19 protein-coding genes are annotated in these 26,042 nt (G+C 43.5%); 6 read left to right on the top strand and 13 right to left on the bottom strand.

What is annotated here, in order from left to right:
- Positions 1 to 20: 20 nt before the first annotated feature.
- From FM107_RS19605 to xerD, 3 genes are all read right to left on the bottom strand, one after another.
- Entirely contained in the window at positions 21 to 176 is a 156-nt protein-coding gene (locus FM107_RS19605; protein WP_179204535.1) for a hypothetical protein, read from the bottom strand.
- Between the two features lie 470 nt (positions 177 to 646).
- Positions 647 to 1,570 (bottom strand): OmpA family protein, encoded by a 924-nt coding sequence (locus tag FM107_RS17170; RefSeq protein ID WP_086949717.1) that lies wholly within the window; start codon positions 1,568 to 1,570, stop codon positions 647 to 649.
- A gap of 145 nt (positions 1,571 to 1,715) precedes the next feature.
- Positions 1,716 to 2,609, bottom strand: coding sequence for a site-specific tyrosine recombinase XerD (xerD, locus tag FM107_RS17165; protein ID WP_086949716.1), 894 nt, complete (start codon positions 2,607 to 2,609; stop codon positions 1,716 to 1,718).
- 125 nt (positions 2,610 to 2,734) lie between these two features.
- Between xerD and FM107_RS17160 the strand changes: the two genes are divergently transcribed.
- On the top strand, positions 2,735 to 5,590 hold the full coding sequence (locus FM107_RS17160; protein ID WP_086949715.1) for a pitrilysin family protein: 2,856 nt from the start codon (positions 2,735 to 2,737) through the stop codon (positions 5,588 to 5,590).
- Between the two features lie 104 nt (positions 5,591 to 5,694).
- Here FM107_RS17160 and FM107_RS17155 read toward each other — a convergent pair whose 3' ends face one another.
- Entirely contained in the window at positions 5,695 to 8,502 is a 2,808-nt protein-coding gene (locus FM107_RS17155; RefSeq protein ID WP_086949714.1) for a prolyl oligopeptidase family serine peptidase, read from the bottom strand.
- 161 nt (positions 8,503 to 8,663) lie between these two features.
- A complete protein-coding gene (locus FM107_RS17150) occupies positions 8,664 to 9,524 on the bottom strand; it encodes an RNA polymerase sigma factor RpoD/SigA (protein WP_086949713.1) in 861 nt (286 codons plus the stop codon).
- Positions 9,525 to 9,872: 348 nt separating this feature from the next.
- Between FM107_RS17150 and FM107_RS17145 the strand changes: the two genes are divergently transcribed.
- Entirely contained in the window at positions 9,873 to 10,085 is a 213-nt protein-coding gene (locus FM107_RS17145; protein ID WP_086949712.1) for a helix-turn-helix transcriptional regulator, read from the top strand.
- Between the two features lie 7 nt (positions 10,086 to 10,092).
- On the opposite strand, the gene fmt is transcribed toward FM107_RS17145, so the two are convergent.
- Complete coding sequence (gene fmt / locus FM107_RS17140) at positions 10,093 to 11,010, bottom strand: methionyl-tRNA formyltransferase (RefSeq protein WP_086949711.1); 918 nt, start codon at positions 11,008 to 11,010, stop codon at positions 10,093 to 10,095.
- 127 nt (positions 11,011 to 11,137) lie between these two features.
- Between fmt and FM107_RS17135 the strand changes: the two genes are divergently transcribed.
- Positions 11,138 to 12,319 (top strand): ABC transporter permease, encoded by a 1,182-nt coding sequence (locus FM107_RS17135; RefSeq protein ID WP_256959610.1) that lies wholly within the window; start codon positions 11,138 to 11,140, stop codon positions 12,317 to 12,319.
- Positions 12,320 to 12,393: 74 nt separating this feature from the next.
- On the opposite strand, the gene FM107_RS17130 is transcribed toward FM107_RS17135, so the two are convergent.
- From FM107_RS17130 to FM107_RS17105, 6 genes are all read right to left on the bottom strand, one after another.
- The gene (locus FM107_RS17130; RefSeq protein ID WP_086949709.1) at positions 12,394 to 14,001 is read right to left on the bottom strand and encodes a hypothetical protein; all 1,608 of its coding nucleotides are present in this window, start codon (positions 13,999 to 14,001) and stop codon (positions 12,394 to 12,396) included.
- Position 14,002: 1 nt separating this feature from the next.
- The gene (locus FM107_RS17125) at positions 14,003 to 15,067 is read right to left on the bottom strand and encodes an HlyD family secretion protein (RefSeq protein WP_086949708.1); all 1,065 of its coding nucleotides are present in this window, start codon (positions 15,065 to 15,067) and stop codon (positions 14,003 to 14,005) included.
- A gap of 44 nt (positions 15,068 to 15,111) precedes the next feature.
- Entirely contained in the window at positions 15,112 to 16,413 is a 1,302-nt protein-coding gene (locus FM107_RS17120; RefSeq protein WP_086949707.1) for a TolC family protein, read from the bottom strand.
- A gap of 62 nt (positions 16,414 to 16,475) precedes the next feature.
- Positions 16,476 to 16,868, bottom strand: a complete 393-nt coding sequence (locus tag FM107_RS17115) for a MarR family winged helix-turn-helix transcriptional regulator (protein ID WP_179204534.1) — start codon at positions 16,866 to 16,868, stop codon at positions 16,476 to 16,478.
- Between the two features lie 280 nt (positions 16,869 to 17,148).
- Positions 17,149 to 18,339 (bottom strand): winged helix-turn-helix domain-containing protein, encoded by a 1,191-nt coding sequence (locus FM107_RS17110; protein WP_086949705.1) that lies wholly within the window; start codon positions 18,337 to 18,339, stop codon positions 17,149 to 17,151.
- Complete coding sequence (locus FM107_RS17105; protein ID WP_086949704.1) at positions 18,336 to 19,484, bottom strand: epoxide hydrolase family protein; 1,149 nt, start codon at positions 19,482 to 19,484, stop codon at positions 18,336 to 18,338. The genes FM107_RS17110 and FM107_RS17105 overlap by 4 nt, the downstream gene beginning before the upstream one ends.
- Positions 19,485 to 20,277: 793 nt before the next feature.
- Between FM107_RS17105 and FM107_RS17100 the strand changes: the two genes are divergently transcribed.
- From FM107_RS17100 to icd, 3 genes are all read left to right on the top strand, one after another.
- Positions 20,278 to 21,183 carry a sulfite exporter TauE/SafE family protein gene (locus FM107_RS17100; RefSeq protein WP_086949703.1) on the top strand — a complete coding sequence of 302 codons (906 nt, stop codon included), beginning with the start codon at positions 20,278 to 20,280 and terminating at the stop codon, positions 21,181 to 21,183.
- A 261-nt stretch (positions 21,184 to 21,444) separates the two neighbouring features.
- Positions 21,445 to 23,598: a cation:proton antiporter gene (locus FM107_RS17095; RefSeq protein ID WP_086949829.1), complete on the top strand. Its 2,154-nt coding sequence runs from the start codon at positions 21,445 to 21,447 to the stop codon at positions 23,596 to 23,598.
- A 16-nt stretch (positions 23,599 to 23,614) separates the two neighbouring features.
- Positions 23,615 to 24,877, top strand: coding sequence for an NADP-dependent isocitrate dehydrogenase (gene icd / locus FM107_RS17090; RefSeq protein ID WP_086949702.1), 1,263 nt, complete (start codon positions 23,615 to 23,617; stop codon positions 24,875 to 24,877).
- A 137-nt stretch (positions 24,878 to 25,014) separates the two neighbouring features.
- On the opposite strand, the gene FM107_RS17085 is transcribed toward icd, so the two are convergent.
- The gene (locus FM107_RS17085; protein WP_086949701.1) at positions 25,015 to 26,037 is read right to left on the bottom strand and encodes a LacI family DNA-binding transcriptional regulator; all 1,023 of its coding nucleotides are present in this window, start codon (positions 26,035 to 26,037) and stop codon (positions 25,015 to 25,017) included.
- Between the last annotated feature and the right edge of the window lie 5 nt (positions 26,038 to 26,042).

Here is a 26,042-nt window from a genome sequence, read left to right as displayed (position 1 = left end):
CGTGCTAGCGTATAGGTGATCTAAGCTGTTTCGGTAAGATATTTTTTAAAGTCGTTTGTCGCCGCGTTCCATCCTTGCAAAAATAGCTGGAGTGCTTGTTTTGGTTTTGCATTTTCTTCCATGTCCATACCTTGAAGAAAAAGTTTAACAATTTTATTGAATGGTGAAAATTCCATTTTCTAATTATTTTCTTTGTTATTAAATCTATTTGTTCTCGCACGCGGAAGGTTCCTATCAATGACCGCTGGCGAAACTCGGTATCAGTGAAGTAGATGGCTTTAGAAGCACAAACATTTAATTTAGCAATTCTGAACTATTTCTCCAAATTATGAGGGGACGTTAATTTTGGTTAGTTTGTTTATTTTTATTCTATTGGCATTTTACGTCTTTCATTTGATACGTCCGAAGTAAGCGATTTTTGCGGATAAAAAATATGTTTTTTCCTTGAAAATAAAGTTGGATAGTGCAGATGCTGTATCCGACAAAGCCAAATCGGCAAACTACAAGAATGTATTATATGGTGATGTAGTAATAACATAATTCGAACAGGAGTTTTCTTCATTTATTATTGGAGTTTTAAATGCATAAAATAAGGGGCTACCTTTTGCGAGACAGCCCCTTATTAAGTTTAACGGTACGTGTTAGCTTAGAAACTTGTATTTGTTTCGAGCGGTTGCGTTGTACCTTCTGTCATTCCACTATCTGCTTCTTCTGAAGACTCCGGCGCTTTATCAATAAGATCCATAAACTGATCTAGTTTCGGTGTAATGATAATCTGCGTACGTCTGTTGCGCGCTTTCCCCTCAGGCGTGCTGTTTTCGGCAATTGGATTGAATTCGCCACGTCCACCCGCGGTTAAACGTTGCGGATCGATGCCATACTGCATTTGTAAAGCCTGTACAACTGATGAAGCACGTAGAGTACTTAAGTCCCAGTTGTTACGGATATTTTTCTGCGTAATAGGATCAGTATCGGTATTACCTTCGATCAACACGTCATAGTCTCTGTAGTCTTGAATGATTTTCGCGATTTTGCTTAAGGTTTCCCCAGCACGATCCGAAATCTCGTAGCTACCAGACTTATAAAGCATATTGTCCGAGAGTGAAATATAAACGACACCTTTTAATACCTGTACGTCCACATCTTGTAATTCTTCTCGGCTAAGCGAGCGTGTCAAGTTGTTTGTTAGCACCATATTAAGCGAATCACTTTTTGCTTTGGTGTTCACCAGATGTTGGATGTATTTGTTCGATGCATTAATCTCGTCTACTAATTTGGAAATGTTAACATTCCCTTGCGCACTTGAATTAATACTTGCATCGAGCGTTCCTTGCAAGCGCGTGAGAGCCTCTTTAAGTGACTCGTTGTTTTTACGTTCTTGCTCAAGCTGCTGTTCCAAGCTTGTTATCGTTGCACGTGCCTCTGTCAGCTCCATCTGACTTTCTTGGTATTTAGAGGCCAGTTCTTGATGTTGGGTCTGCAAAGCGGCAAATTTCTTCTTTCCTCCACAGCTTGCAAGTAGTAAACCCGACACGAAAAGTCCCATGACTAATATTTTTCTTTGTATCATACGATAGTAATTTATTCAAGCAGATGCAAAAGTTATGCCTAAGCATTTATGATAGGTCATTAATTAATGTTAAACAAGTGGATTTTAAGTTGTAGTTACTTGTGTTGTAGTGGTTTATGGTTGTTGTTTATTTGGAGTGTTTTCGTTAAGAACGCGGGTGGAATTGAGTGATAATAGATTGTAAATATTCTTTATCGACATGTGTGTAAATTTCGGTCGTGGTAATGCTTTCATGGCCGAGCATATCTTGTACAGCCCGCAGATCTGCTCCACCTTCAATTAGGTGAGAGGCAAACGAATGCCGAAAAGTATGTGGGCTAATGCTTTTTTGCAGGCCAGATTTTCTTGCTAGATCTTTAATGATGATGAAAATCATCACGCGCGTGAGCTGTTTGCCTCGGCGATTTAAAAAGACGAAATCTTCATGTCCATGTTGTACCTGAATATGGGGCCGTATCTGCTCGAGATAAATGTTTAAAAACTTCATGGCTTGCTGCCCGATGGGCACGAGGCGCTCTTTACTACCTTTACCTTCCACTTTAATGAATTCTACATCTAGAAAGAGGTTTGATATTTTTAATCCTACCAGTTCCGACACTCGCAGGCCAGATCCGTAGAGCATCTCAATGATCGCTTTGTTGCGCATACCTTCGTTCGTAGAAAGGTCAATTGCGTCGATGAGAGCTTCGATCTCAATTAGGCTGAGCACACCGGGAATTTTACGCGATAATCGTGGAGACTCGATGAGCTCGGCAGGGTTATCTTTGCGATCGTATTCGATTTGCAGGAAACCGAAAAATGTTTTAAGTCCCGATAGTAGGCGCGCCTGGGTATGTGCTGAAATGCCAAATTCACTCATATATATCAGGAATAGCTGCAAAATGCGGGTGTTTATTTGTGAGATTGCGATGTCCTTGTAACCGCAGTATACCTCGAGCTTATGCACATCATTTAAATAGGCATGAATAGAATTGGGCGATAGGTTACGTTCAAGTTGAAGGTAGCGTTTAAAGTCTCGTTTGGCGTTCTCCCAGTTCATTGCTGTAAAGATACCGAATTTCTGTTTGTTTGCGTGCTACTTAAAATAAGTTAAAATACGTGGTGTTTTTCAGTCTGTAATGAAATTTTTGTAGGTTTATCGCAGATTTTAAATTACACCTAATAATGAAAGTCATAAAACCTCTAACATTGGCTTTTCTGCTTCCAGCGTTGATGCAGATCAGTCATGCCAGCACGATGGGTATGGATGTTAATTCGTCGCTATTTTTACAAACCGATACATCCGCTTGGGACACGCAGCTTCCTTTTGATCAAGAGGTTAAAAGGGGGGAATTAGATAATGGTTTCCAGTATTATATCCGAAAGAACGTCGAACCTAAAGACCGCGTGACTATGTATCTAGCGACGAAGGTTGGATCGGTCCTCGAGACCGAGGAACAGCTCGGCTTAGCCCATTTTATGGAGCACATGAACTTCAATGGATTGAAACATTTTCCAAAAAACGAGCTTGTTGATTACCTGCAAAAGGCAGGAGTGCGATTTGGAAGCGACTTGAACGCGTATACAGGTTTCGATCAAACGGTGTATCAGTTACCGATCCCCTCTGACGACCCGGAGTTGCTCACGAACGGTTTGCAGGTGATGCGCGATTGGGCGCAAGATGCGCTGTTAAGTGAACAGGAGATTGATAAAGAGCGCGGCATTGTGCTAGAGGAAATGCGCGGCGGTCGTGGGGCTATGCAGCGTATGCGTGATCAATTTCTTCCGGTGATGCTTAATAATTCGCGATATGCAAAACGCTTACCGATTGGGACCAAAGAGAGCATCACTAATTTTCCGTACGACGCTTTACGCGATTTTCATACCGATTGGTACCGTCCGGATTTGCAGTCGATTATAATTGTTGGCGATATTGACGTAGTGGCTATGGAGGCGGAGGTGAAGCGCTTGTTTGCCGATTTAAATGCACCTGCGAACTCACCCAATCGTGAGGAATATAAAGTACCTCTGTTGGATAAAAATCAGTTTATCGCGATAACAGATCCGGAGATGACTTACACCATAGGACAGATTACGGTCAAGCACCCCGAGAAGAAGGTGAAAACGGTCGGCGACCTACGCACGAGTCTTCTCAAAGTGGTATACAACTCGATGGTTAATGCGCGTCTCAGCGAGCTCGGCCAATCTGCTACTTCGCCATATGTTCAGGCAGGCGTCTCAATTGGCGAGTTTATTGGTAGCCTCGAGACATTTGATGCCTTCTTCGTAGCTAAGCCTAAGGCTTTTGAAACGGGGTTTAAGGCCTTGGTGCAGGAGCTTGAACGTGTGGAGCGTCACGGGTTTGCCGATACCGAGTTTGCGCGCGCTATTGCGACAATTGACAAGGGCGTAGAAACATCGTACATTGAGCGCGACAAGAAAAAATCGAGTAGCTATGTAGATAGATATCTTGGGCATTTTTTAAATGAGGCGGCGGCATTAAGTGATGAAGATACGTATAGGCTTTATAAACAACTATTACCGACATTAACTCTAAAAGAGGTGGAAGCGATTGGTAAAGAGTATTACCGGGATACCAACCGTGATATTGTGATCATGGCACCTGATAATGAAAAAGACTCTTTACCTGATGAACAGGCAGTAAACGGCTGGTTTAAGGAGGTCGAATCGGAGGAAATCACTCCTTACGACGATAAAGTGTCCGAGCTGCCGCTATTAGAAGCCGAACCACAAACGGGCAGTATCAGCTCAAGTAAAGCTATCGAGGCCATTGAGGCAACTGAGCTCACCCTTAGCAATGGGGCGAAGGTAATTCTCAAGCCGACGAGTTTTAAAAACGATCAAATATTGATTAATGCTTTCAGCGCGGGGGGAACCTCTCTTTATCCTGATGCAGATTATTATTCCGCCGCACAAGCAGGAACGCTTGTCAACAGCAGTGGTGTGGGACAACTTTCGACCATCGAGCTGCAGAAATATCTATCGGGGAAGAATGTGAATATCAGTCCTTATTTAGGTGAGCGTAACGAAGGATTGAGTGGCTATACGGATAAATCGGGATTGAAAACTGCCTTCGAAATGATCCACGCTTATTTTACGGCTCCTAGAATTGAGGATGATATTTTTCAAAGCACGATGTCCAAAAATAAATCGATGCGCGCCAATAGAGAGGACGACCCGAGTTTTGTGTTTAGCAAGGAGGTAACCGATGCTCTTTACGGTGGTAACATACGGCGCAAGTCTTTCGACGTGGCCGATTATGATAAGGTAGACCAGGCGCGGGCTCTTGCAATTTATAAAGAGCGTTTTGCCGATGCTTCCGATTTTGTTTTCACCATTGTCGGTTCGTTCAATATTGACGAGATAAAACCGTATTTGGAGCAGTATATCGCTTCGCTACCCAATTTAAGTCGTAGCGAGCAAGCGAAGGATTTAGGCATTTATGAACCTGGAGAAGGGTTTGAGAAAATTGTCCATAAAGGTAAGGAGGATAAGGCTTCAGTCGTGATTACTTATTACGGTGATTTTAACTATAACGAACAGGAAAACTTAAATATGAAGGCACTCGAGAGCGTGCTTTCTATTAAACTTATCGAGCGTTTACGCGAGGATGAGAGTGGTGTTTATGGTACGGGAGCACGCGCCTCGATGAGTAAGTTTCCTAAAGGTCGTTTCAGCTTTAGCGTCCAATTTGGAACAGGCGTAGATAAATATGAAAGTCTTATTGCCTCGACCTTGGACGAGATCAGTAAGGTGCAAAAGAACGGTCCGCTCGCAACCGATATTGAGAAATTCAAGATTGAGGAGAGACGGCAGTTGGAACTCTCGTTGAAGGAAAATGGCTTTTGGTTAGGGCAGATATCGAGTGCTTATATGAACCAGAAGGATCCAACATACATCACACGCTATTTGCAGGAGCTCGATAAGGTAACTATAGAATCGGTTAAAGGGGTAGCTGCCAAGTATCTCCAAGATAGCCGTCGCTTTGAATTTATTTTGCTTCCCGACCAAGCGAAGTAGTGGTTCCTAGCGTACGCATAAAAATGCCCCTTGTTCTAACGTAAGTGAAGTTAGCGCAAGGGGCATTGTTTTATTAGTATATATCACTTAACGAGGATCGTTCTTTATTCGGGCTGCGAAATGTTTAATCCCCAATCGATCCCTTTGTCGATCGCTTTAACACCGCGTGATATCCAGTCTGCTGCTGGCTCTCCTTTGAGGAAGTGGTCAAAAAACTGAGCTTCACGGATCTGTATATCTTTTCTGTTTTGCCTTAGCATCAAGTTGTGGTTATCGCCATTGTAGTTTAGAAGCCACACCGGTTTACTTAACCTGCGCAGGGCGGTGAAGAATTCGATACCTTGGTACCAAGGCACGGCGCCATCGTTGTCGTTGTGCATGATCGCCACGGGGGTATTTACTTTATCCATGTAAAAGAGTGGGGAGTTTTCCAGGTAGAGCTCCTTGGCGTCCCAGAGTGGTTTTCCGATACGGCTCTGCGTACGTTCATACTGAAATTGGCGGGACATACCAGATCCCCAGCGAATCCCTCCATATGCCGATGTCATGTTGACAACCGGTGCGCCCGCCCATGCCGCGGTATACATATCTGTGCGTGTGATAAGGTGGGCCACTTGGTATCCGCCCCAACTTTGCCCTTGGATTCCCATCTTAGTGGAGTCTACCCAACTGTTGTTGCGTGCCAAATAGTGCATGCCCGAATTGACAAACTCTTCGGCTGCTTTTCCTGGGTACCCTGTTTGGTAGTGGATGTCTGGTGCAAATACGAGGTAGCCATTACTAACGAAATAAGGGATGTTTAGTCGAGAAGGGGTTGGCGCAGGAGCCTGATACTTATACAGCCCATCTGAGAGCGTTTCGTAGAAATATGCGATTATCGGATATTTTTTGTTTGGATCGAAATCTTCAGGCTTGTAGAGTATACCCTGGGACGGGAATCCGTTGGGTGTTGTCCAGGAAATAAGTTCGGCAGTTCCCCAGTTATAGTCCTCTTGCTGGGCATTAATATGTGTTAGCCGTGTTTGGTCTTTGAAGTTTTGTGAAACATAAAGATCTGGAGCGTGTTGATAGTCTTCGCGCGTGAAGATGACTTTCTTTAGGTTCTTGTCCGCCGAAACCATGCTGTAACTGTGTGGTGTAGACCAAAGCTCTTTGATGCGGCGGCCATTCAGACGGTACAGTCCTTGGTATTTCGTTTCTTCGTTAAAGCCATTTAGGAAAATAGGCTCACGCTCGCTGATGAGCGTTTGAGTGATACGAGGGTCGTCATTCTTATAAAGCTCTTGCAGACGATAAACGATTTGCTGCTGCCGTCCATGGGACTGGGTAAGAATAGACTTCTTACGACCATCAAGGCTGAATTTCCAGATGTCATATCGGTCGTTCACGTAGATGTTTTTTCCGTCTTCAGACCAGGCGGCAATGCCGTAAGGGCGAGCGTAAGAGGGAACATCATTCTTTTCATCGACAAAGCTTACCGGCACGCCGTCGTTTAACAGGTTTGTAGCTTCGGACGCAATATGGTAGCTATACCAGTTGCTGTCCTCGCCATTAAAATACACCACGTACTCGCCGTTAGGAGAGAGATAAGCCGAACCCGCATTCGCTTGCGCAATCTTTTTATGTTGACCGTTTACTGTCGAGACGACGTAGATATCGGATTTCGCGCGGCCAATCCATTGTGACTCAATGCGATATGGTTTGTCCGAGGTGGCTAAGGCCCATGTTTCATCGGCATTTGGGGTTAAGGAAATGCGGTTATACCTTTGATCCGAAAGTGGAAGTATCGTGCGATTGGTTTTTAAATTAAGTACTGCTGTGTAGGATGTTGTTTGATCACGTTTTAAGTTTGCCAGCTGCATGGGCTGCAGGTATTCGTCTTTCCAGTGCCATACGTCTAGCTTGGCGTGTTCAAATTCTACCAGTGTTGTATCCTTTACTTTTGGGATCGGTGCAAGTCCGAAGTAGAGCCTTGTGCCCGATTTTGAAAATTTGAGCTCACCATGGCCCGATACGAACCAGTTTTGTGGCATGCCGGTACTATGTCGGTTTGCGAGTACGACTGCCGTATCTTGATTAGCGGTGTAATAATAGAGATTGAATTCTTTGAGCAAGGATTTTTCGGGCGTCTTGTCAGCCAAAAATGTCAATTGGCTGAATGCATCGTCAAACGTGAAGCTCTTATAGTTTCCTTTCCCGCTACTGATTTTCTTTTTTGTGAGCGCGGGAACGTTTAGGATAAAAAGACCGGACTCGTTCAGGGAATCTTTGCCAGTGGATTTAATGCTGTACACAAGCTGCTTGCCGTCTTCAGACCATTGATAGGCGTCGACTTTAGCGATGTTCGTGGTGTCGCCGGTAGCGAGGTTTAAAACCGACAACACAGCCTCCGTTTTATCTGATTTTTTTTCGTTAGCGCTTAGGGCGACAGAGTCTTTTACCGCCGCAGGGCATTCCGATAGAAATGCTAAGTGGGTGGAGGCGTGACGGGGTAATTTAAAGGATTTGACGTTAGGAAATTTGCTTGTTGTATTTTGAGCAATATGAAATATCAGAAGGGAGTCCTTAGGCATCTCTGTGGCTTTCTTCTTTTTTATTTTCGCCTGTCTGGTTTGCGCAAATGGAGCTTTAATGAGGCTGACCAGATACTGTTCGTCGTCGGTCAAGGAAAGGTTAAACCCGCGCGGAATCTGCAAAATATTCGTTTGATCGGGCGTTGTTAACCGCGATAGTGCATCTCCTTGCTGCGGAGATACGGTGTAGAGTACGTACTTGCTGGATTTGCTTATTTGCGCGTCGTTTACGGATTTCCAGTCGTCATACACATCGTGAGTGAGCGGCTTTTTTTGGGCATAAGAAAGCGATATTATACTTAATCCCAAAAACAAGAGGCCGATTTTTTGTTTTGTCATGTTCGTTGTTTGGTTGGTCAATATTAACCAAAATTTGCTGGCTAGCCTGAGTTAACGTATAACAAATTTAAAATAATCGGGTAAAAGTGGGGTTTCTGAGAATATAGGTTAAAAAAAATGCGCAACGGTTAAGTTGCGCATCTGCATGTTTTTTTGAGGAGTTAACCCAAGTATGATTTTAATATTTTGCTGCGTGAAGTATGACGAAGACGTTGAAGTGCTTTATCCTTAATCTGGCGCACGCGCTCTCTGGTTAAGCTAAACTTCTCTCCAATTTCTTCAAGTGAAAGTTGGTGATTCGTTCCCAAACCAAAAAATAGGACAATGATTTCACGTTCTCTATCTGTCAAAGTCGCGAGTGAGCGTTTGATCTCTTCGGAAAGCGACTCATCAATCAGGATGCTATCGGTCTCTGGATCCGCGTTTTCTAATACATCAAGAAGCGTATTCTCTTCCCCTTGTACGAATGGAGCGTCCATGGACACGTGGCGACCGGAGTTACTTAACGTATCAGACACTTTGTCGACGGTCGTTTCCAGGATGTCCGCCAGTTCTTCCGGGGATGGTTCGCGTTCGTAGGTCTGCTCTAGTTTAGAGAAGGCTTTGCTGATCTTACTTAGTGAACCTACCTGGTTCAACGGTAAACGTACGATACGCGACTGCTCAGCGATTGCTTGCAAGATAGATTGACGAATCCACCATACAGCATAGGAAATAAATTTAAACCCTTTTGTTTCGTCAAAACGTTTAGCAGCTTTAATTAAGCCTAAATTGCCTTCGTTAATCAGGTCACCTAGTGTAAGACCTTGATTCTGATATTGTTTTGCTACTGATACAACGAAACGTAAGTTGGTTTTTGTTAATTTTTCCAAAGCGACTTGGTCACCTTCGCGTATACGTTGGGCTAAGATAACTTCTTCTTCCGCGGTAATTAAGTCTACTTTACCAATTTCGTGTAAGTACTTGTCTAGTGACTGGGACTCACGATTGGTAATGGATTGTGTGATTTTGAGCTGTCTCATTTATTGTATAAATACCTTTCTCTTTGAAATGTTTGCAAACATAGTAAATTTTCGCCAAAATATCTTCATATGAGTGTAAATTAATCACTCATTATGAGATAGTTAAGAAAATCAGTTTTGTGCTTTCTCACTAGCAAAAATTATTCCAATTCCGTTTCCTTTTGTAGTTAAACCAACAGGTAAATGAATTGTTTTGACCAATGCATAAGAAATGTGTGTTGTAACTTGTTTAGTATGAATTGGTTTAATCTTTTTTTATTTGTTTTGACAAACCGTAAAACATTTGTATTTTATAGTTGTTACAATTAGGTAGAAGTCGAAACTTATAAAATTAACAACTGTTAGATTATGCCTATTCGAATCCGATTAGATGACATCATGTCCAAAAATAAGGTCTCGTTGAATGAGCTAAGTCAGAAAGTTGGCATTACGCTGTCTAATCTGTCCATCATTAAAAACGAAAAGTCCAAAGCAATTCGGTTGAGTACACTAGATGCGTTATGTCGAGCGCTCAACTGTCAACCGGGAGACATTATCGAATATGTGGAGGAAGATAATTGATGCTCGCTTATTCGGTAAACCGATATCCGCGTAGAAATTCCTCCACACCCATCTTTTTCTTTCCCTCGAGCTGAAGACTAAGAATATGCAGAGAGCCGTCTTTTGTTGCAAAACGAAGATAAGTTTTACCATCGCTCTGAAATTCTCCCGGCGCTTCGCCGATCGGTTCCCCTTTTTCAGCTTTGTATATTTTTAATACTTTTCCCGCAAGGTTCGTGAATGCTGCTGGATAGGGGCTGAGACCGCGTATCTGGTTATATACGTCGATAGTCGGTTGTTTCCAGTCGATTTCACAATCTTCCTTAAATATTTTTGGCGCCGGTTTGAGCCTCTGCTCGGGAATTTCGTCCTGTGCGATAGCCTGGTAGTCACCTGTTTTTAACGCATCGACCGTTTTAATCAAGACGCGTGCTCCAGCGTCCATGAGCGCATCGTGAAGCACGCCTGCATCATCCTGTGGGCCGATAGCTACTTTTTCGGAAAATAAAATATTGCCGGTATCAATCTCTTGTTGCAGGATGAAGGTGGTTACACCGGAAAATTCTTCACCGGCCATAATGGCATGATTTATCGGCGCGGCACCACGGTATTGCGGTAACAAGGATGCATGAACGTTAATTGTGCCGTGCTTGGGCATATTCCAGACGACCTGCGGTAGCATACGGAAAGCAACAACGACTTGCAGATCTGCTTGATAGGATTTCAGCTGTTCTAAAAATGTAGGGTCTTTTAGCTTTACCGGTTGTAATACGGGTAAGTTTTTGGAAAGTGCAAAGCGCTTGACCGCAGATTCATGCATCTTTTGTCCGCGCCCAGCAGGCTTATCGGGAGTTGTTATTACGGCTACAATTGTTTCTCCTGCATTTATTAATGCTTCTAAGGACGCTACGGCGAAATCCGGCGTCCCCATAAATACTATGCGCATAGGTATTGTTTAATTTTTTCTGATGTAATCGGTACAAGCTGTCGCTAACTGACAAAAATTATTAACTTTGCGAAGTTACAAATTAATTTTCAGCTTGAATTTCCCATATTTTATAGCCAGACGGATTATGTCCAAGGGGCACCGTACTTTCTCGAAACTAATTGTACGTGTGACAATCGGTGCATTAGCGCTTGCCATATCTGCGATTATCCTTTCGGTTGCGATACTCAACGGCTTTAAATCGGAAATCATCGAAAAGCAGCGCGGATTTTTTGGGGATGTGATTGTTACACAGAACGATTTGAATGCCTCTTATGAGAATTCGCCGATTTCCCTATCCAGCGAGCAACTTTCGGAGATCGCAAGCGCGGGACATATAGATCATATTACACCTTTTGCCACCAAAGCGGGCATCATGAATGTAGATGGGGAGGTTGAAGGCGTGCTTATGAAGGGCGTGGATAGCAGCTACAACCAGGAGTTCTTGATGCGCAGTATCACCGAAGGGGATACCCTTGATTTCGCAGACCAACCGAATACGCAGTTGTTGATTTCTGAATATTTTGCGAACCGACTAGGGCTTCGGGTAGGGGATAAATTCATTATGTATTTTATTCAGGAGCCTATACGGAAACGGCCTTTTACGATCAAAGGTATATACAGCAGTCATGCCGAGGAATTAGATCAAACCTATGTTATTGGATCATTGGATTTGATACGGCGGTTAAATAACTTAAATCCGGGTGAGGTTGGTGCTTATCAAATCCGTTTGCATTCTTTTGATTCCTTGGCGGTTGCCACCAGTGCGATCAATGCCGTGTTACCCCCGGAGCTTAATGCAACGAACATCGTCGAACAAATGCCTGATATCTTCAACTGGCTGAATATGTTGGATATGAACGATAACATCATCTTCGCTTTGATGGTGGTGGTCGCGGTGATTAATATGATCTCCGCACTATTGATCACGATTTTGGAGCGTTCCTCCATGATCGGGATACTCAAAGCGCTCGGGTATCACAGTAATGGTATCCGAACGGTCTTTCTGTATAACTCGGCGTACCTGATAGGGATTGGACTATTAATTGGTAACGCGCTCGCTTTAGCGCTGTACTTTTTTCAAACCAGTACACACCTGTTTGCTTTGGACCCCTCGACGTATTATATAGAATATGTGCCAATGGCCATCTCCTGGCTGGAAGTGCTTTATTTAAACTTGGGTGTGGCGGTTATCGGTATATTGACCTTGTTTATTCCTGCCATGCTCATTACAAGTATTTCACCTATTAAAACCATTCAGTTTAAATAGAATCCCCCCGGCGCGAGAGTTTCCCGGCGAGCATATAGAATTTAACATCCAACGCTAGGAAAGTATAGGGGGCATTACGTGGATACCGAAGCCGCCGTAGCTGTAATATCTTTGCCATCAAAACTCTCGGCACGCAGACCGTCTATCGATTCGCCTTTAAGACGTTTGCGCCGTATAATTAATTGACGACGGTGCAAATGGTGAAAAGGGTGTAGTAAAATATACACAAGTACAAGTATACCCGCTAGCGCTGTATATCCAAAAAGTTCTTTAACTGCGATAAGTGTGGACTGTGTCCGCACACTGGCGTAGAGCTGCATTCCTCCGCCGCGCGCTTGTACCCATGCATCCATCGTATCCATTCCGTTGGCCAGCTCCATCATGCTATCGGACTGGAATTGATAAAGTCCCCACGAAAACACGGCGCTAAAAAAAGCAGTGCCGATAAACGAACGTATCCCGATAACAACAGGATAGGCCCCCATTAGTTCTGTTGGTTTGAGCGAACTCGCAAAGTAGAATCCACCGCTAATATACACCAGTGCCATGCCCAAACCTTTAGCGAAGGTTGGCAATATGAAATACCGGATATCTACAACCGGCGAAATTAAAAAGTACAAGCAAATCGTATTCAACAAAAAGCAGCTGAAAGCAATAAATAATAGGGACCGTGTTGAGCCCTCACGCTTAAACCACATAGCGCAAATAAAGCCTCCTAGTATAATGCCAGGTATCATGGCGAGGTTTATCGTTGCATTCGTGCGGGCATCATATTGTAAGATTGAAGTAAGGGCAGACTGCAGCGAAGACGTTGCTGTAAACATGCCCATCAAAGAAAATAAAACGATAGCCGTCAAAACACGGCGCTTAGTGAAAATGGCGAGCGAGAAAAACGGTATCGCTGCAGTCCTTTGCCGATAGATAAATAGTGCCGCACATATAATAAACGCGGCCAATGCTAACCTTAAATTCATCGATGCATAAAACCAGCCCTGCTGTTTGGCGAAGACCAAAATGTAGTTTAACAGTAAACAGGCTGCGGTAAACGACACAATACTGAACCAATCGAGGCCCTTGATAGGCATCCTTTTCGCTGTCCATTTATTATGCATTAACGCGATACATAGTAACGCGCATCCGAATAATATTATCGCGCTCATTAAATAAACCGCATTCCAGTTTAGGTTGTAGGCTAAATTCGCAGTAAGAAAACCCACGAGCTGGCTTGCTCCGAGTATTAGCGGATAAAATACCACATAGAATTCACCTCTGTCGCCTTTTGGGGACACGATAAACATAATCGGCACCACCAGCTCGATCATTCCGAACACTTTTATGAAACCCATTATCACGCTACACACGACAATGATATCTATACGCTGGGTAGAACCTATCGCAAGGGTCAATAGTCCTAAGCTGATAAAGGCGAAAACTATGATGTTTTTGGACTTAAAGCGCGGCTTTATTTTTAATATCACACCCAGCCCCACCATCATGCCTATTGTCGAGCTATAGTTGGCGAAGGTTAATGTTTCGGCGTATGTTCCAAGCCCAGAATACATATCTCCCATATTCGCCGTATATATGCTAGAGCCGACAAGTAGAGGTATGGCCAGTACAAACAGGAAGATTTTTTGTAATACTTTAGGCACCCAAGAATGAAAAAGCTCTTTCGTGTACATGTTATTTAAATCTTAATTCGACGTTCATCCCGGCACGTAAACTATCGAGACTCGTTTTGCTGTTTGTCGAGGTGAATTCGATGCGCACGGGTATCCGTTGTTGTACCTTCACAAAGTTTCCCGTTGAATTATCGAGCGGTACGGCCGAGTATTTTGCACCTGTGGCTTCGGAGATCGCCGTGACGACGCCCTCGTATCCTTTGCCATCTAGCGCATCCACTTTGATATCTACTTTTTTTCCGATGCTTATTTGCGATAATTGTTTTTCTCGGTAATTAGCCGTAATCCATTTACTGTTTTCGGTGACAATGGTTGCTACTTGTTGCCCGCTCTGAAGAAGCTGGCCCTCATTAATGATGCGCCTACCCATCACGCCATCATAAGGCGCCGTAATGACGGTATACGATAACGTGAGGCGCGCCATTTCAAGCGCCGACGAGGTACGTTTGATTTCTGCGTCGTTGACCTCCACTTTGCTGATTGCCTCATTTACCGTCAGATAGGAGGTTCCACGCTGACTGATTAACGATTCATAGGCCGCTTTTTGTGCATCGTATTCGGTTTTGATCTGCTCGAACTGCTGCCGAGTTACCGCCTCGTCGGCCAGGAGGCTTTCATAACGTTTATAGTTTTGCTCTGCGTTCCATAGGCGAGCATTTGCGCCGGCAATATTTGCGTTAGCGACCTCGACGTTATTCTTCAGGGTGCTAATTGACGAAGAACTAACTTTTTTACTCGCCAGAGCGTTCATATAAGCTGCTTCGGCCTGCCCTAATTGGGTTTGAATTTCCCTGTCGTCTAGTATTACCAACGTGTCTCCTTTTTTTACGCGTTGATGTTCGGTATATCGAATTTCTGTAATGTATGAAGATACCCGGCTATTTATGGGGTTGATAAAAGCCTCTACCTGCGCATCGTTCACGTATCCTTTATCGCCGATGTGTAGATAGCTTTTCAGAATCCATAATAAAGCTAAGGCGACGACTAAGAAAATCAAGAAATTTGTGATGGTAATTCGGCGATTGTTCTTTCCTGCTTTGCGCTTTTGTAATTGACCGTTAGACATATAATATCGTGTGTAAATTTTCTAAAATATAATGGTGTCCTGTTTTACTGTGCCCCGATTTCTGCTTGCAACTGATAATAAGTGTACAAAACATTGATTGCGGCATTTGTTTGTTGTAATTCGGCCCCAAGTTTGGCGTTTGATGCATCGAGCATGTCCACTAAAAGGGCAAGCTGGTTCATATATTTTTTTTCGATAATTCGGTAATTCTCGTTCGCCAGGCGTACGTTTTGCTGCAACGTTTGAGCGCGGGTTAAAGCTTCTTGATGCGCGATGTAAACGGCATTCACCGCTACCTCTTTATTTTGCCGCGCTAAGATTGCTTGTTCGTTGGCTTCATCTACTTGGAGCTTGCTTAAATGAATGTTTTTTGCTGCATCATAAAGCGAAGCGATATTGTAGGAGAGACTAAACCCTGCCTGCCATCCGTTGCTGTACTTATCGACTGCAGGGCTACTTGTCGTAATTGGACGTTGCATGTTGTTACCCGCAAAAGCAGACAGTGTAGGGAGGCGATCAGCCTTGGTGATTGCTAAATTTTTTTCAGCAATCTGGGTACGAATATCTGCTGACTGGATAGCCGGATGCGTTTTTAATGCCGTCTGTTGGGATGCTTCGAGTGATGAAATTGAAAGATTTCGATTTAATATCGTCGTGTCGGGCAAGATCGATACGCTGTCGGGCAAACCAGTCGCCATTGCAAGTTGCTTATTGACGACGTTGATCTGGTTTTTCACACTTTCTAATGCGAGATTTAAATCTGCTATTTGCAGTTCGCTACGTATAACATCATTTCGTGTTACCATGCCCTGGTGATAGAACTTCTCGATTTGTGCGAGTCGCATCTCCGCGAGCGCAATATTTTGCTCGTAAACATTTCGTTGATTATAATAGGCGTACAGATCTAGATAATTACCCGCTACCAGCAAGTTAATTCCCAGTGTATTTTCTTGCATATTTAATAAAGAGACCTGCTCTTGCAACGATGTGTTAGCAATCGAATTGTTGACCGCATTCCCTTTAAAAATGACTTGACTTGCTTCTAGCGCAAATGTATTGGTGAAATGCGGGACCGGGATCCGCGTGGAGCTGGAGAAATCTTTGTCAATTACTAAAGCATCTCCCATGTAGCCGGCAGTTAATGACGCGTCAAGATTTGGTAATCGCTGCAGCTTGGCTACCTCGACACGTTGCTTGGCAACTTCTACTGCGGAGTTACTGATTTTTAAGGATTGATTGTTTTTTAAGGTGAGCTCAAAAATTTGCTCTAACGTATAAACGTGTTGTGCGGTGGAAAAAAAAGGTAAATATAAACCAATTAACAATAGAAGAATTGTGTGTTTCATTAAAGTAATAATACTGACTGTTTAATATCAAACTAATAAGGCGAAAAAAAATTAAATGCTTTTTACAAATTTTCGGACATCTTCGTTATCACCGAAGTGGCATAGACAAGATCCTTTTCGGGAAGCTTGGCTTTTAAAGTTATGTATAAGCCATTCATTAGTGCGTCTAACTCATCTTCATATACCTGGCCCGTTTTTGTCAGGGATATGATTTTACTGCGACGGTCGGCAGGATCTTCCGTGCGGATGATTAGGTCACGCTTAGCTAGATTATCTAGAATGGAGGTTAAACTAGCTTTATTTTTTGCAACGGTATCGGCGATATCTTGTTGATTAAGATCTCCTCTAGACCATAAAACGCCAAGAACTTGAAGCATCTCATAGGTCAAATCTAAATTAGACTCTCTAAGCTTTTTTCGAATATAATTCCGCATGCCTGTTCTCAGATTATTCATGGCGGTTACGAATTCTTTCGCTTCTCTAATTTCTTTTCTTTGTTTCATTTCGGGTACAAAGGTAAAATAAATAGTTAGATATCGAACTATCTATTTATGAAAAAATATTGGAACCATATCGTTTTTGACATAAAAACCACATATCAATATTTTTTTTCGTCGGTATATTCGCTATCGATCATGGAGCCAAAAGCTGGTGATATGCTGATATAAAGCGAAGCGTAAACGCTTTTCATTCAGAAATTTAAAATATCCCAATTGAATCGCCTGAATTTAACGGCTAGTTCGTTTGTATACGTGAAGCCGAAGAGATTTCCGGAACAACAATGTCCGTCAGGTCAAGCCATAATGCCATCATTCGCAGTTCGTTCATTAGCATCTCTATTGTATGTGGTGGTGCATTAGGTTCCATGTGCAATCGCCGAACAATCAGGGTGCTGTTTTGGCGGTCAGCCTTCAGGTCAACACGAGCGACCAGGGCGCCGTCCAATAAAAATGGCAGCACATAATATCCATGCTCGCGCTTATGCGCGGGTGTATAGATTTCGAGCCGATAGCGGAAGTCGAACAATCTTTCCGTTCGTGCGCGGTGCCAGATCAGCGGATCAAAAGGTGATAATAAAGCAGCACCCCCAACGCGGCGGCCCGCACGTGCATCCTTATGCAAATAGGCCTGCTGCTTCCAGCCACGCACGAGCACGGGGATCACGGTGCCTTCCTCCACCAACTGTTCAAACGGCAGTCGTGCCTCCTTTACCGGGATACGGTAGTAATCGCGCAGTTCATCTGCCGTGGCAATGCCCAGTGCCCGCGCGGAACGGGCAAGAAGCGCCCGTTTGGCATCAGTTTGGTCAGGCGTGGGCAACTGTAGAATAGCCTGCGGCAGCACACGCTCAGGAAGATCATACACCCGCTCAAAACTACCACGACGGTGAGTAGCCGTAATCCGCCCGGCCCAGAACAGCCATTCCAACGCATGTTTGGCCCCGCTCCATACCCACATCCCCTTTTGGGCTCTGCTGCCCGCCACATCTGAAGCGGCTAAAGGTCCCTCGGCCCGTATGCGTTCAAGTAATGCGTCAGCCTCGCCACGCTTCTCACCGGCATAAACTTCCAGCTGGCGCCAAATCCCCTTTCCTTGGTACGCATCGGCCATACGCCAACGGAGCAGCGGATGACAGTCAACGGGCAGTATTGATGCTTCATGTCCCCAATATTCAAAATAGCGTCGGGGCCGACCGGCGATAAGCGCGTCAAGAGCACTACGGTCATAAAAGCCGAGGCGTGAAAAAACTGGAACGTATTGTGCACGGACAAGAACGTTCACGCTGTCTATTTGCAGCAGTCCGAGTTGGTCAATCACATTTCTAATATGCGTCGAAATTACATTCTTGTCGCGGGACAAGGCATTGAAACCTTGAGCGGTGAGTGCAAAGCGACGGGCCTGGGAAGCCGAAATTTCCGACTTCATTCTTGCCCTCCTGATGCCGTAAAAATGAATTTCCGGAAATCTGTCAGCATCAGCTCGGGTTGCTCCAGCGCGGCAAAATGCCCTCCTGCAGGCATTTCAGTCCAGTGTATAATGTTGTAAGTTTTTTTGGCGAATGAGCGCGGCGTGGGCAGGAATACAGGATCGGGAAATGCAGCTACGCCAACCGGCACGCTGATGTGGGTTCCGGCGGGAAAATGACTTGAACCTTCCAGTCGCTTTCCCTGGTATATCCAGGTGGCGGTGACGACTGCAGACGGGGCTATATAGAGCATGATGTTGGTCAGCAGTTGTTCTTCCGTGAACTTGCTCCATATATCCGGGCTTCCGTCCGCCAGTTTGGGCAGGTCCGCCCACTGCCCGAACTTTTCCAGGATCCATCCGGCGGCGCCAACAGGGCTATCAGCCATTGCTACGCCCAGTGTTTGCGGACGAGTCTCCTGCTCATGATTGTATCCAGTTTCCCAGTCCAGGATAAGGGCACGGCGAGAGAAAAGGTCCTTTTCTTCGGGAGATGTCGGGACAGCATCCTCGGCATAGATACTAACCATATTGAGGTGAAAGCCCAGCAAGGCCTGCGGTTTCGTATAAGCCATCCAGCTCGCAATATGTGCTCCCCAGTCGCCACCCTGAACAATGTAACGCGTTTCGCCGAAAAGCTGGGCCATCAGACCCTGCATGAGTTCTGCCGCCTGGCGGGGGCCAATTATACCAGTAATAGGATTGGAAAAAGCGAAGCCGGGAAGTGAAGGAACAATCACATCATGCCCATCCGCTGCAAGCGGACGGATGATGGCTTCGAATTCAAGGAACGACCCTGGCCAGCCATGCAAAAGAAGCAAAGGCGGTTTGGAGCCGTTGCCCTTTAAATGGATGAAATGGATATGCTGCCCCTGGATAGCTGTTGTAAAATGGGGAAGTTCATTGAGACGCCGTTCGACCTTACGCCAGTCAAAGCTTGTTTGCCAGTAGTCAACCAGCCGCCTGAGATCGGTAATCCCGACGCCGGATGTCCAACCTCCCGCATCAGGAAGCTGGCTCCAATCGTAAGCAATGACCTTTGCCATAATGATGGCCAATCGTTCGTCAGGTATATTGATCTTAAAGGGGGAAATTTGCTTTTTCATAACTGTGCTTATTTAACCGATATTCTATTTCTTTTACTAAACTATTATTCAGATGCTAATTTAAGAAATGTATCCGACCTGACATTACTAGAAATGGCATGAATAAGGTACAATGCCGAACAGATGGCGGCGAAGACTATCCAGACTGTGCAGTAGTTCTTCTTGTTTTGCTATAAGACTACTATTTTTACTTTGAAGACTGGTGTTCGTAAATGCGCATTTTTCTCGCCGGCGTGATCGGCACATAAAAAATACGGGTTCAAAAAAACGTGAAAGTATCAATATACGACGTGAACGTATGAGTTTTCGACGTGAAAGGCTCTATTTGTAGTTTTTTTTAGGCGTGATTGATATCTTAGATTAAGATGTTGATAATTCGGAGAGGTAGAGTCTACATGGAAGGCATTAGATGTTCTTATTGGATAAGGGGAGAGGTAATAACCTACAATGATTTGTATTATAATTTGTGAGTATTTCATCAATTGAGGTCATTATGTTTAATTCCCGTAGCCAATATCAGTAAATATTACAATTTGTTAAAATAATTTGTTTTTAAATATGAACTCAAAACTATTAACGGTTTCGCGTTTTAATTTATTGTAAAGCATTATAATACTTGCTTTTAACTTAGCGTAATGGAGCAGACGATTTCTCTGCAACCACTGGTCGGCATTTGCTTTTTTGTAAATATTAGGATTAACTCTATAGAATTAGTAGTTTTTAAATAAAACATTTACTATTTTTGATCCTATTAATTAAATATCAAGCTTAAACTGAAGGCAGAAGCATTTATATGGAGTCAAAAACAAAAGCAATAAACTTACCAAAGAAGAAAGCATGGGATATTGGGTTTTCATATCTGGCGGTTACTATTCTGGTTATGAAATTGCTTGTAACGGCGTTTATGGGTTACTATTTGGTGACAGGTATTGCTAATAATAATATTCATTTTGATTCGATGTTTCTTTTATACATCGTTGCTGGCTTCATTGCACAAATGATAGATGGTGCGCTTGGGATGGCCTACGGGGTAAGTTGTACAAGTTTTCTTTTGAGCCTGGGGGTACCAGCAAAATTAGCCTCCGCGAGTGTGCACACTTCTGAAATTTTTACAACTGGGGTTTCAGGTCTTTCGCATATTCGTTTTAAAAACATTGACAAACAATTGTTTTTTAAGATTGTCATCACCGGGGTGATTGGCGCTGTACTTGGTGCTTATTTACTTTCAGACCTACTTGACGGGGATTTAATCAAACCTTATATCTCCATCTATTTGCTTTTTTTGGGGATTTATATCTTTACCAAAGCATTTAAGAAGAAATCTGAGGCGAAGCCAAAAACGAAATACGCTTCTACTTTGGCTTTCTTTGGCGGGTTTATGGATGCCATTGGTGGTGGAGGATGGGGACCTATTGTGACGTCCAATTTATTGAGTCAGGGGAATAGCCCGAGACATACAATTGGTACAGTGAATACTGCTGAGTTCTTCGTGACCTATTTTGCAACAGCCGTCTTTATATTTGTTCTTGGCGTTCAGCACTTGGATATCGTGTTGGGGCTTGTAATAGGAGGGGTTTTAGCAGCACCTTTTGGCGCATATTTCGCATCAAGAATTAACGCAAAAATCCTTATGATCATGGTGAGTACACTTGTGATACTAACCTCGATTTGGGGTATTGTGCAAGCCTTTGTATTATAACTCCCCTCATAAAATAGTAGTACTTCTCAAGCTGAATGATAGTGCCTCTATAGTTTCTTATCGAATTAAAGGTCTATACCAGTTTTGGCGGAACAAGGGTAACCACCAAAGGTAGCTACCTCCTAAAGACGTGAATTTTAAATCTGTGGTTTGATCTTATTATCAGTGGTATACAAGCAGTAACATTTATTTAATTAGGAAATAGCTTAAGTTTTTCTTACTTTTCGTTGCACTTTACAACAAAATTGCTTTATGAATTCTATGGATAAATTCTTAGAACATGCTTCAGAGGCTTTTACCTCCCCGTTAACTAACCCAGTTCTGGTTTTTATCGTCGTGTTATTTATTATCTTGATTTCTCCGATAATTTTACGGCCTATAAAAATTCCTGGAATCATTGGTTTTATTTTACTTGGCGTGCTGATTGGTCCACATGGGCTTAATTGGTTAGCAAAAATGGACGGCCACACGGGTGACATGACCGGCGTGGATGGCATAGATCTGTTTTCGACGATCGGCCTTCTGTATATTATGTTTATCGCAGGCCTCGAGCTCGATATGAACGAGTTTCAGAAAACAAAAAATAAGAGTCTACTTTTTGGTTTTTTAACCTTCGCATTCCCTATATGTATTGGGTTTCCTGTGAGTTATTTCTTGTTAGGTTATGACTTGCTGCCCAGTGTGCTGATAGCAAGCATGTTTGCTACCCATACGCTCGTAGCGTACCCGATCGTGACAAGCTACGGTATTTCCAAAAATGAAGTTGTCGCTGTGACTATAGGAGGTACCATTCTTACCGATACAGCCGTATTGGTGGTACTTGCCGTAATTAAAGGCTTGTCGCAGGGACAAATAGGAATGGATTTTTGGTTAACCTTAGGGATTTCTTTAGCGGTATTTATTGCAATTATGTTTGGTGTTATACCCAGGGTTGCCAAATGGTTCTTTGCTAAGGTTCAAGGAGAGCAGACTTCGCATTACATTTTTGTGCTTACAGTTGTGTTTGTTGCTGCATTTTTAGCTGAATTGGCGGGGCTTGAGCATATCATCGGGGCTTTCATCGCTGGTTTAGCGTTGAACAAGTTGATACCACCATCGTCGGCTCTAATGAACCGTATCGAGTTTATCGGTAACGCCTTATTTATACCTTTCTTTTTAATTTCGGTAGGTATGATCGTAAATTTAGGGGTGCTTTTCAGCGGTACTTGGGCACTGATTATCGTTGTTGCGCTGGCTGCCGTATCTATTTTGGGTAAATTTCTTGCTGCCTTTGTTACCCAGCTGGTATTTAAATACACGAATAATGAACGGAACTTAATGCATGGGTTGAGTAATGCGCATGCTGCAGCAACCTTAGCTGTAATTCTAGTGGGGCACGATATAGGGATTGTTGATGAGAGTATGCTAAATGGAGCTGTTGCGCTTATATTGATTTCATGTCTGTTCGCATCACTGCTCACGGAGAAAGCGTCGAAAAAAGTAGTATTGGAAGGGCATCAAGATAATAGCGATGCTGGGCATGTACAAGCGCATGAGGAGAAAATCTTGATTCCGATTGCCAACTTAAATAACATGGAACCGATTATCGATTTCGCTACTCTCGTTAAATCAAAGAAATCCCCATATCCTTTGCACATTCTAAGTGTGGTTGAAAATAACCAACAGGCAGCAAAGAATATTAATCTTGCGCGTAAGAATCTGGATAAAATGGCAAAATACGCATCAGGCTCGGAAACCGAGTTGGATTTGATCACGACAATTGATTATAATATTGCCAACGGAATTGGTCACACCTCTAAAAATTTGTTCGCCGATGGTATTATCTTGGGGTGGCCTAGTGCGACTTCCTTTATTGAAAAAATCGTAGGCGAGAAAGCGGAAAGTATTCTGAATAGAACAGACACGACATTATTCATGTGCCGCCTTGATATTCCATTGTTAACCCATAGGTCTATTATCGTGTTCTCTCCGCCATTTTCGGAATCCGAGGTGGGGTTTGAATTCTGGATGGAAAAAATCTTGAAGCTCGCTCTTGAACTATCGTTACCGTTGAAATTTGTTTGTACTAAACGTACCGAGTATGCTGTCATGGAGCTCATGGAAGAGATGAAATCCAATACATCCGCAAGCTTCTTGGAATACCACGACTGGAATAATATTTTTGGATTAACCAAATTTAGCACGGACGAGGATCTATTGGTCTTTATATCTGCTCGATATGGAGATGTTTCGTATCGTGATTCGTTGGATGGTCTAGCCAAACGAGTAGGTCGTTACTATAAAAAGCAAAATTTGATTTTAATTTATCCCGCGCGCAGGGCAAGTATACATATTGATGCATACGAAGATGTGAAAACAGCACCGATATTTCGGAAGATCAGCCGTGAGATAGGAAACATGTTTAATAAAGAGTAGTAATCGGAGGATTGATATGGATAATAAAATAACAATTTCTAAAGAAGGGCGCGTGCAAGTCCCAAATCAGCCAACAATACCTTTTATCATTGGGGATGGGATCGGGCCGGATATCTGGCATGCCGCCGTGCGTGTATTTGATTCCGCAGTTAACAAGGCCTACGACGGTACGCGTAAAATTCAATGGAAGGAAGTTTTTGCAGGCGAAAAGGCATTTAATCAAACGGGAGACTGGTTGCCCCCTGAAACCATCGCGGCATTTAAAGAATACCTGGTTGGCATTAAAGGGCCCCTTACCACGCCGATTGGTGGTGGTATCCGCTCATTAAATGTCGCCATACGCAAGGAACTCGATTTATATGTATGTATGCGTCCTACAAAATGGTATCAGGGTGTTCCATCTCCAGTTAAGCACCCGGAATATGTTGACATGGTTGTCTTTCGGGAGAATACGGAAGATATTTATGCCGGGATTGAGTTTGCTGCAGGATCTAGCGAAAGCAAGCAGTTGCAAAATTTTCTAGGTGGCACCTTGAATGTTGATTATCCCTTTACGGATGATTTGGGTATAGGCATCAAACTAGTATCCGAAAACGGCTCCAAAAGACTGATTCGATCAGCCATCGAGTATGCAATTGAACATAAAAAAAGTTCCGTTACCCTGGTGCATAAGGGGAATATCATGAAATTTACCGAGGGAGCCTTTAAGCAATGGGGGTTTGATCTCGCGGAGACTGAATTTGGAGATAAGACATATACTTGGGGACAGTGGGAGCGGACCAAGGCACAAAAAGGCCAAGATGCAGCAAATCATGAGCAGCAGCAAGCAGAGCGTGATGGAAAGATCATCATTAAAGATATGATTGCCGATAACTTCCTGCAGCAGATTCTTCTGGCGCCACGTGAGTTTTCGGTGGTAGCAACGTTAAACTTGAATGGAGATTATATATCTGATGCGTTGGCTGCAATGGTCGGCGGGATTGGTATTGCTCCAGGAGCTAACATTAATTATAAAACGGGATATGCGGTATTTGAGGCAACCCATGGTACGGCGCCACGTTTTGCAGATACGGATACAATGAATCCTTCGTCGGTCATCCTAAGCGGGGTGTTGATGTTGGAATACATGGGTTGGCAGGAGGCCGCGGACGCGATTGTTTCAGCACTCTCGCAGACGATCAAAGATAAAACGGTTACGGTAGATTTCTATAACTTGATGGAGAGCGCAACCCTCCTTAAAACGAGCGAGTTTGCTGACAAGATTATAGAAAAGATTTAAGAATACAAAACGCTGATTAAAAGTAAATTTGTAATCAAATATAGAAGCCACGTCACCCCGGTCGTGGCTTTATTGTTTACATACGGTTCGACGCACTCAGTTATTGATATCTTGCAAAATCGAATACAAGTGAAACACTATTTCTGTCTATCTGTCGAGGCTCTTGCGAGGAGAATCGACTCAACGACAACCGGTTCAATCTGTGGGTCCGAGAAAGGGCTACGCTCAATGATCTTTAAAAACATTTTTGCACATTCTTTACCAATTTTTGGTGCCTGTTGATCGATCGTCGATAGACTCGGGATAATGTGCTCGGAGAAGTTCTGATTTGCAAATCCGATTACACCAATTTTGGGCGGTGTGATTCCATTCTCGTGTAACGCTTTGATGATTCCTAGCGCTACGTAATCGTCGCCGCCGATTATCGCATCGGGCACATTTTTTAAAGCTAGCAGCTGTGTTGTGCCGCTATAGCCTCCCTCTACGTTGAGCTCACCAAAGATGGCATGCTCGGGTACAAACGGGAGGCCAGCCTGCTCAAGGGCAAGTTTATAACCTTCAAAACGTTCCCGGAAGATCTTTATCTGATTTATCGTAGTCAGGTACGCTATTTTTTTATACCCTTGATCAATCAGATGTTTTGTTGCCTGATAACCTGCCTTTTTATCATCGATCTTGACCGTCGGACATTGCAAATCATCATGCGTACGATCGAATATAATCAGAGGTTTTCCTTCATCTATCACCTTTCTAAAATGGGAGAGGTCCTGAGTTTCTAACGACATCGATGCAATAATACCATCAACCTGCGCCTCGAGAAACGTCAATATACCGTTTTGCTCGGACTCGAGTGATTCGTTAGTTTGGTAGAGCAAAATACTATACCCGTACGACTTAAGATATTTCTCTAGTGTATGGATCACGCTTGCAAAATAATGGATTTGCGCGCTGGGTATTAGGACACCGATGATGTAAGTTTTACCCGAAGTGAGCGATGAAGCCACTTTATTGGGACGGTAGTTTAATTTTTTTGCAGTTTCAATTACCGATTTTTTCGTCGACTCGCTTATCGTCGAAATGTTGTTTAAGGCTCTAGAAACCGTGGAAACGGTAATGTTTAGCTCTTTCGCGATATCGTATATGGTGGTTCTCTTTGCCAATGATT

Source organism: Sphingobacterium sp. JB170 (assembly GCF_900163865.1).
Taxonomy (GTDB): domain Bacteria; phylum Bacteroidota; class Bacteroidia; order Sphingobacteriales; family Sphingobacteriaceae; genus Sphingobacterium.
The sequence above is the reverse complement of the archived record's forward strand: the minus strand, read 5'-3'. Positions and strand labels throughout refer to the sequence as shown.

Bases quoted from the DNA above. Each gene is read 5' to 3' on its own strand.
- FM107_RS19605 (WP_179204535.1), bottom strand. From the start codon at position 176: ATGGAATTTTCACCATTCAATAAAATTGTTAAACTTTTTCTTCAAGGT.
- FM107_RS17170 (WP_086949717.1), bottom strand. From the start codon at position 1,570: ATGATACAAAGAAAAATATTAGTCATGGGACTTTTCGTGTCGGGTTTA.
- xerD (WP_086949716.1), bottom strand. From the start codon at position 2,609: ATGAACTGGGAGAACGCCAAACGAGACTTTAAACGCTACCTTCAACTT.
- FM107_RS17160 (WP_086949715.1), top strand. From the start codon at position 2,735: ATGAAAGTCATAAAACCTCTAACATTGGCTTTTCTGCTTCCAGCGTTG.
- FM107_RS17155 (WP_086949714.1), bottom strand. From the start codon at position 8,502: ATGACAAAACAAAAAATCGGCCTCTTGTTTTTGGGATTAAGTATAATA.
- FM107_RS17150 (WP_086949713.1), bottom strand. From the start codon at position 9,524: ATGAGACAGCTCAAAATCACACAATCCATTACCAATCGTGAGTCCCAG.
- FM107_RS17145 (WP_086949712.1), top strand. From the start codon at position 9,873: ATGCCTATTCGAATCCGATTAGATGACATCATGTCCAAAAATAAGGTC.
- fmt (WP_086949711.1), bottom strand. From the start codon at position 11,010: ATGCGCATAGTATTTATGGGGACGCCGGATTTCGCCGTAGCGTCCTTA.
- FM107_RS17135 (WP_256959610.1), top strand. From the start codon at position 11,138: ATGTCCAAGGGGCACCGTACTTTCTCGAAACTAATTGTACGTGTGACA.
- FM107_RS17130 (WP_086949709.1), bottom strand. From the start codon at position 14,001: ATGTACACGAAAGAGCTTTTTCATTCTTGGGTGCCTAAAGTATTACAA.
- FM107_RS17125 (WP_086949708.1), bottom strand. From the start codon at position 15,067: ATGTCTAACGGTCAATTACAAAAGCGCAAAGCAGGAAAGAACAATCGC.
- FM107_RS17120 (WP_086949707.1), bottom strand. From the start codon at position 16,413: ATGAAACACACAATTCTTCTATTGTTAATTGGTTTATATTTACCTTTT.
- FM107_RS17115 (WP_179204534.1), bottom strand. From the start codon at position 16,868: ATGAATAATCTGAGAACAGGCATGCGGAATTATATTCGAAAAAAGCTT.
- FM107_RS17110 (WP_086949705.1), bottom strand. From the start codon at position 18,339: ATGAAGTCGGAAATTTCGGCTTCCCAGGCCCGTCGCTTTGCACTCACC.
- FM107_RS17105 (WP_086949704.1), bottom strand. From the start codon at position 19,484: ATGAAAAAGCAAATTTCCCCCTTTAAGATCAATATACCTGACGAACGA.
- FM107_RS17100 (WP_086949703.1), top strand. From the start codon at position 20,278: ATGGAGTCAAAAACAAAAGCAATAAACTTACCAAAGAAGAAAGCATGG.
- FM107_RS17095 (WP_086949829.1), top strand. From the start codon at position 21,445: ATGGATAAATTCTTAGAACATGCTTCAGAGGCTTTTACCTCCCCGTTA.
- icd (WP_086949702.1), top strand. From the start codon at position 23,615: ATGGATAATAAAATAACAATTTCTAAAGAAGGGCGCGTGCAAGTCCCA.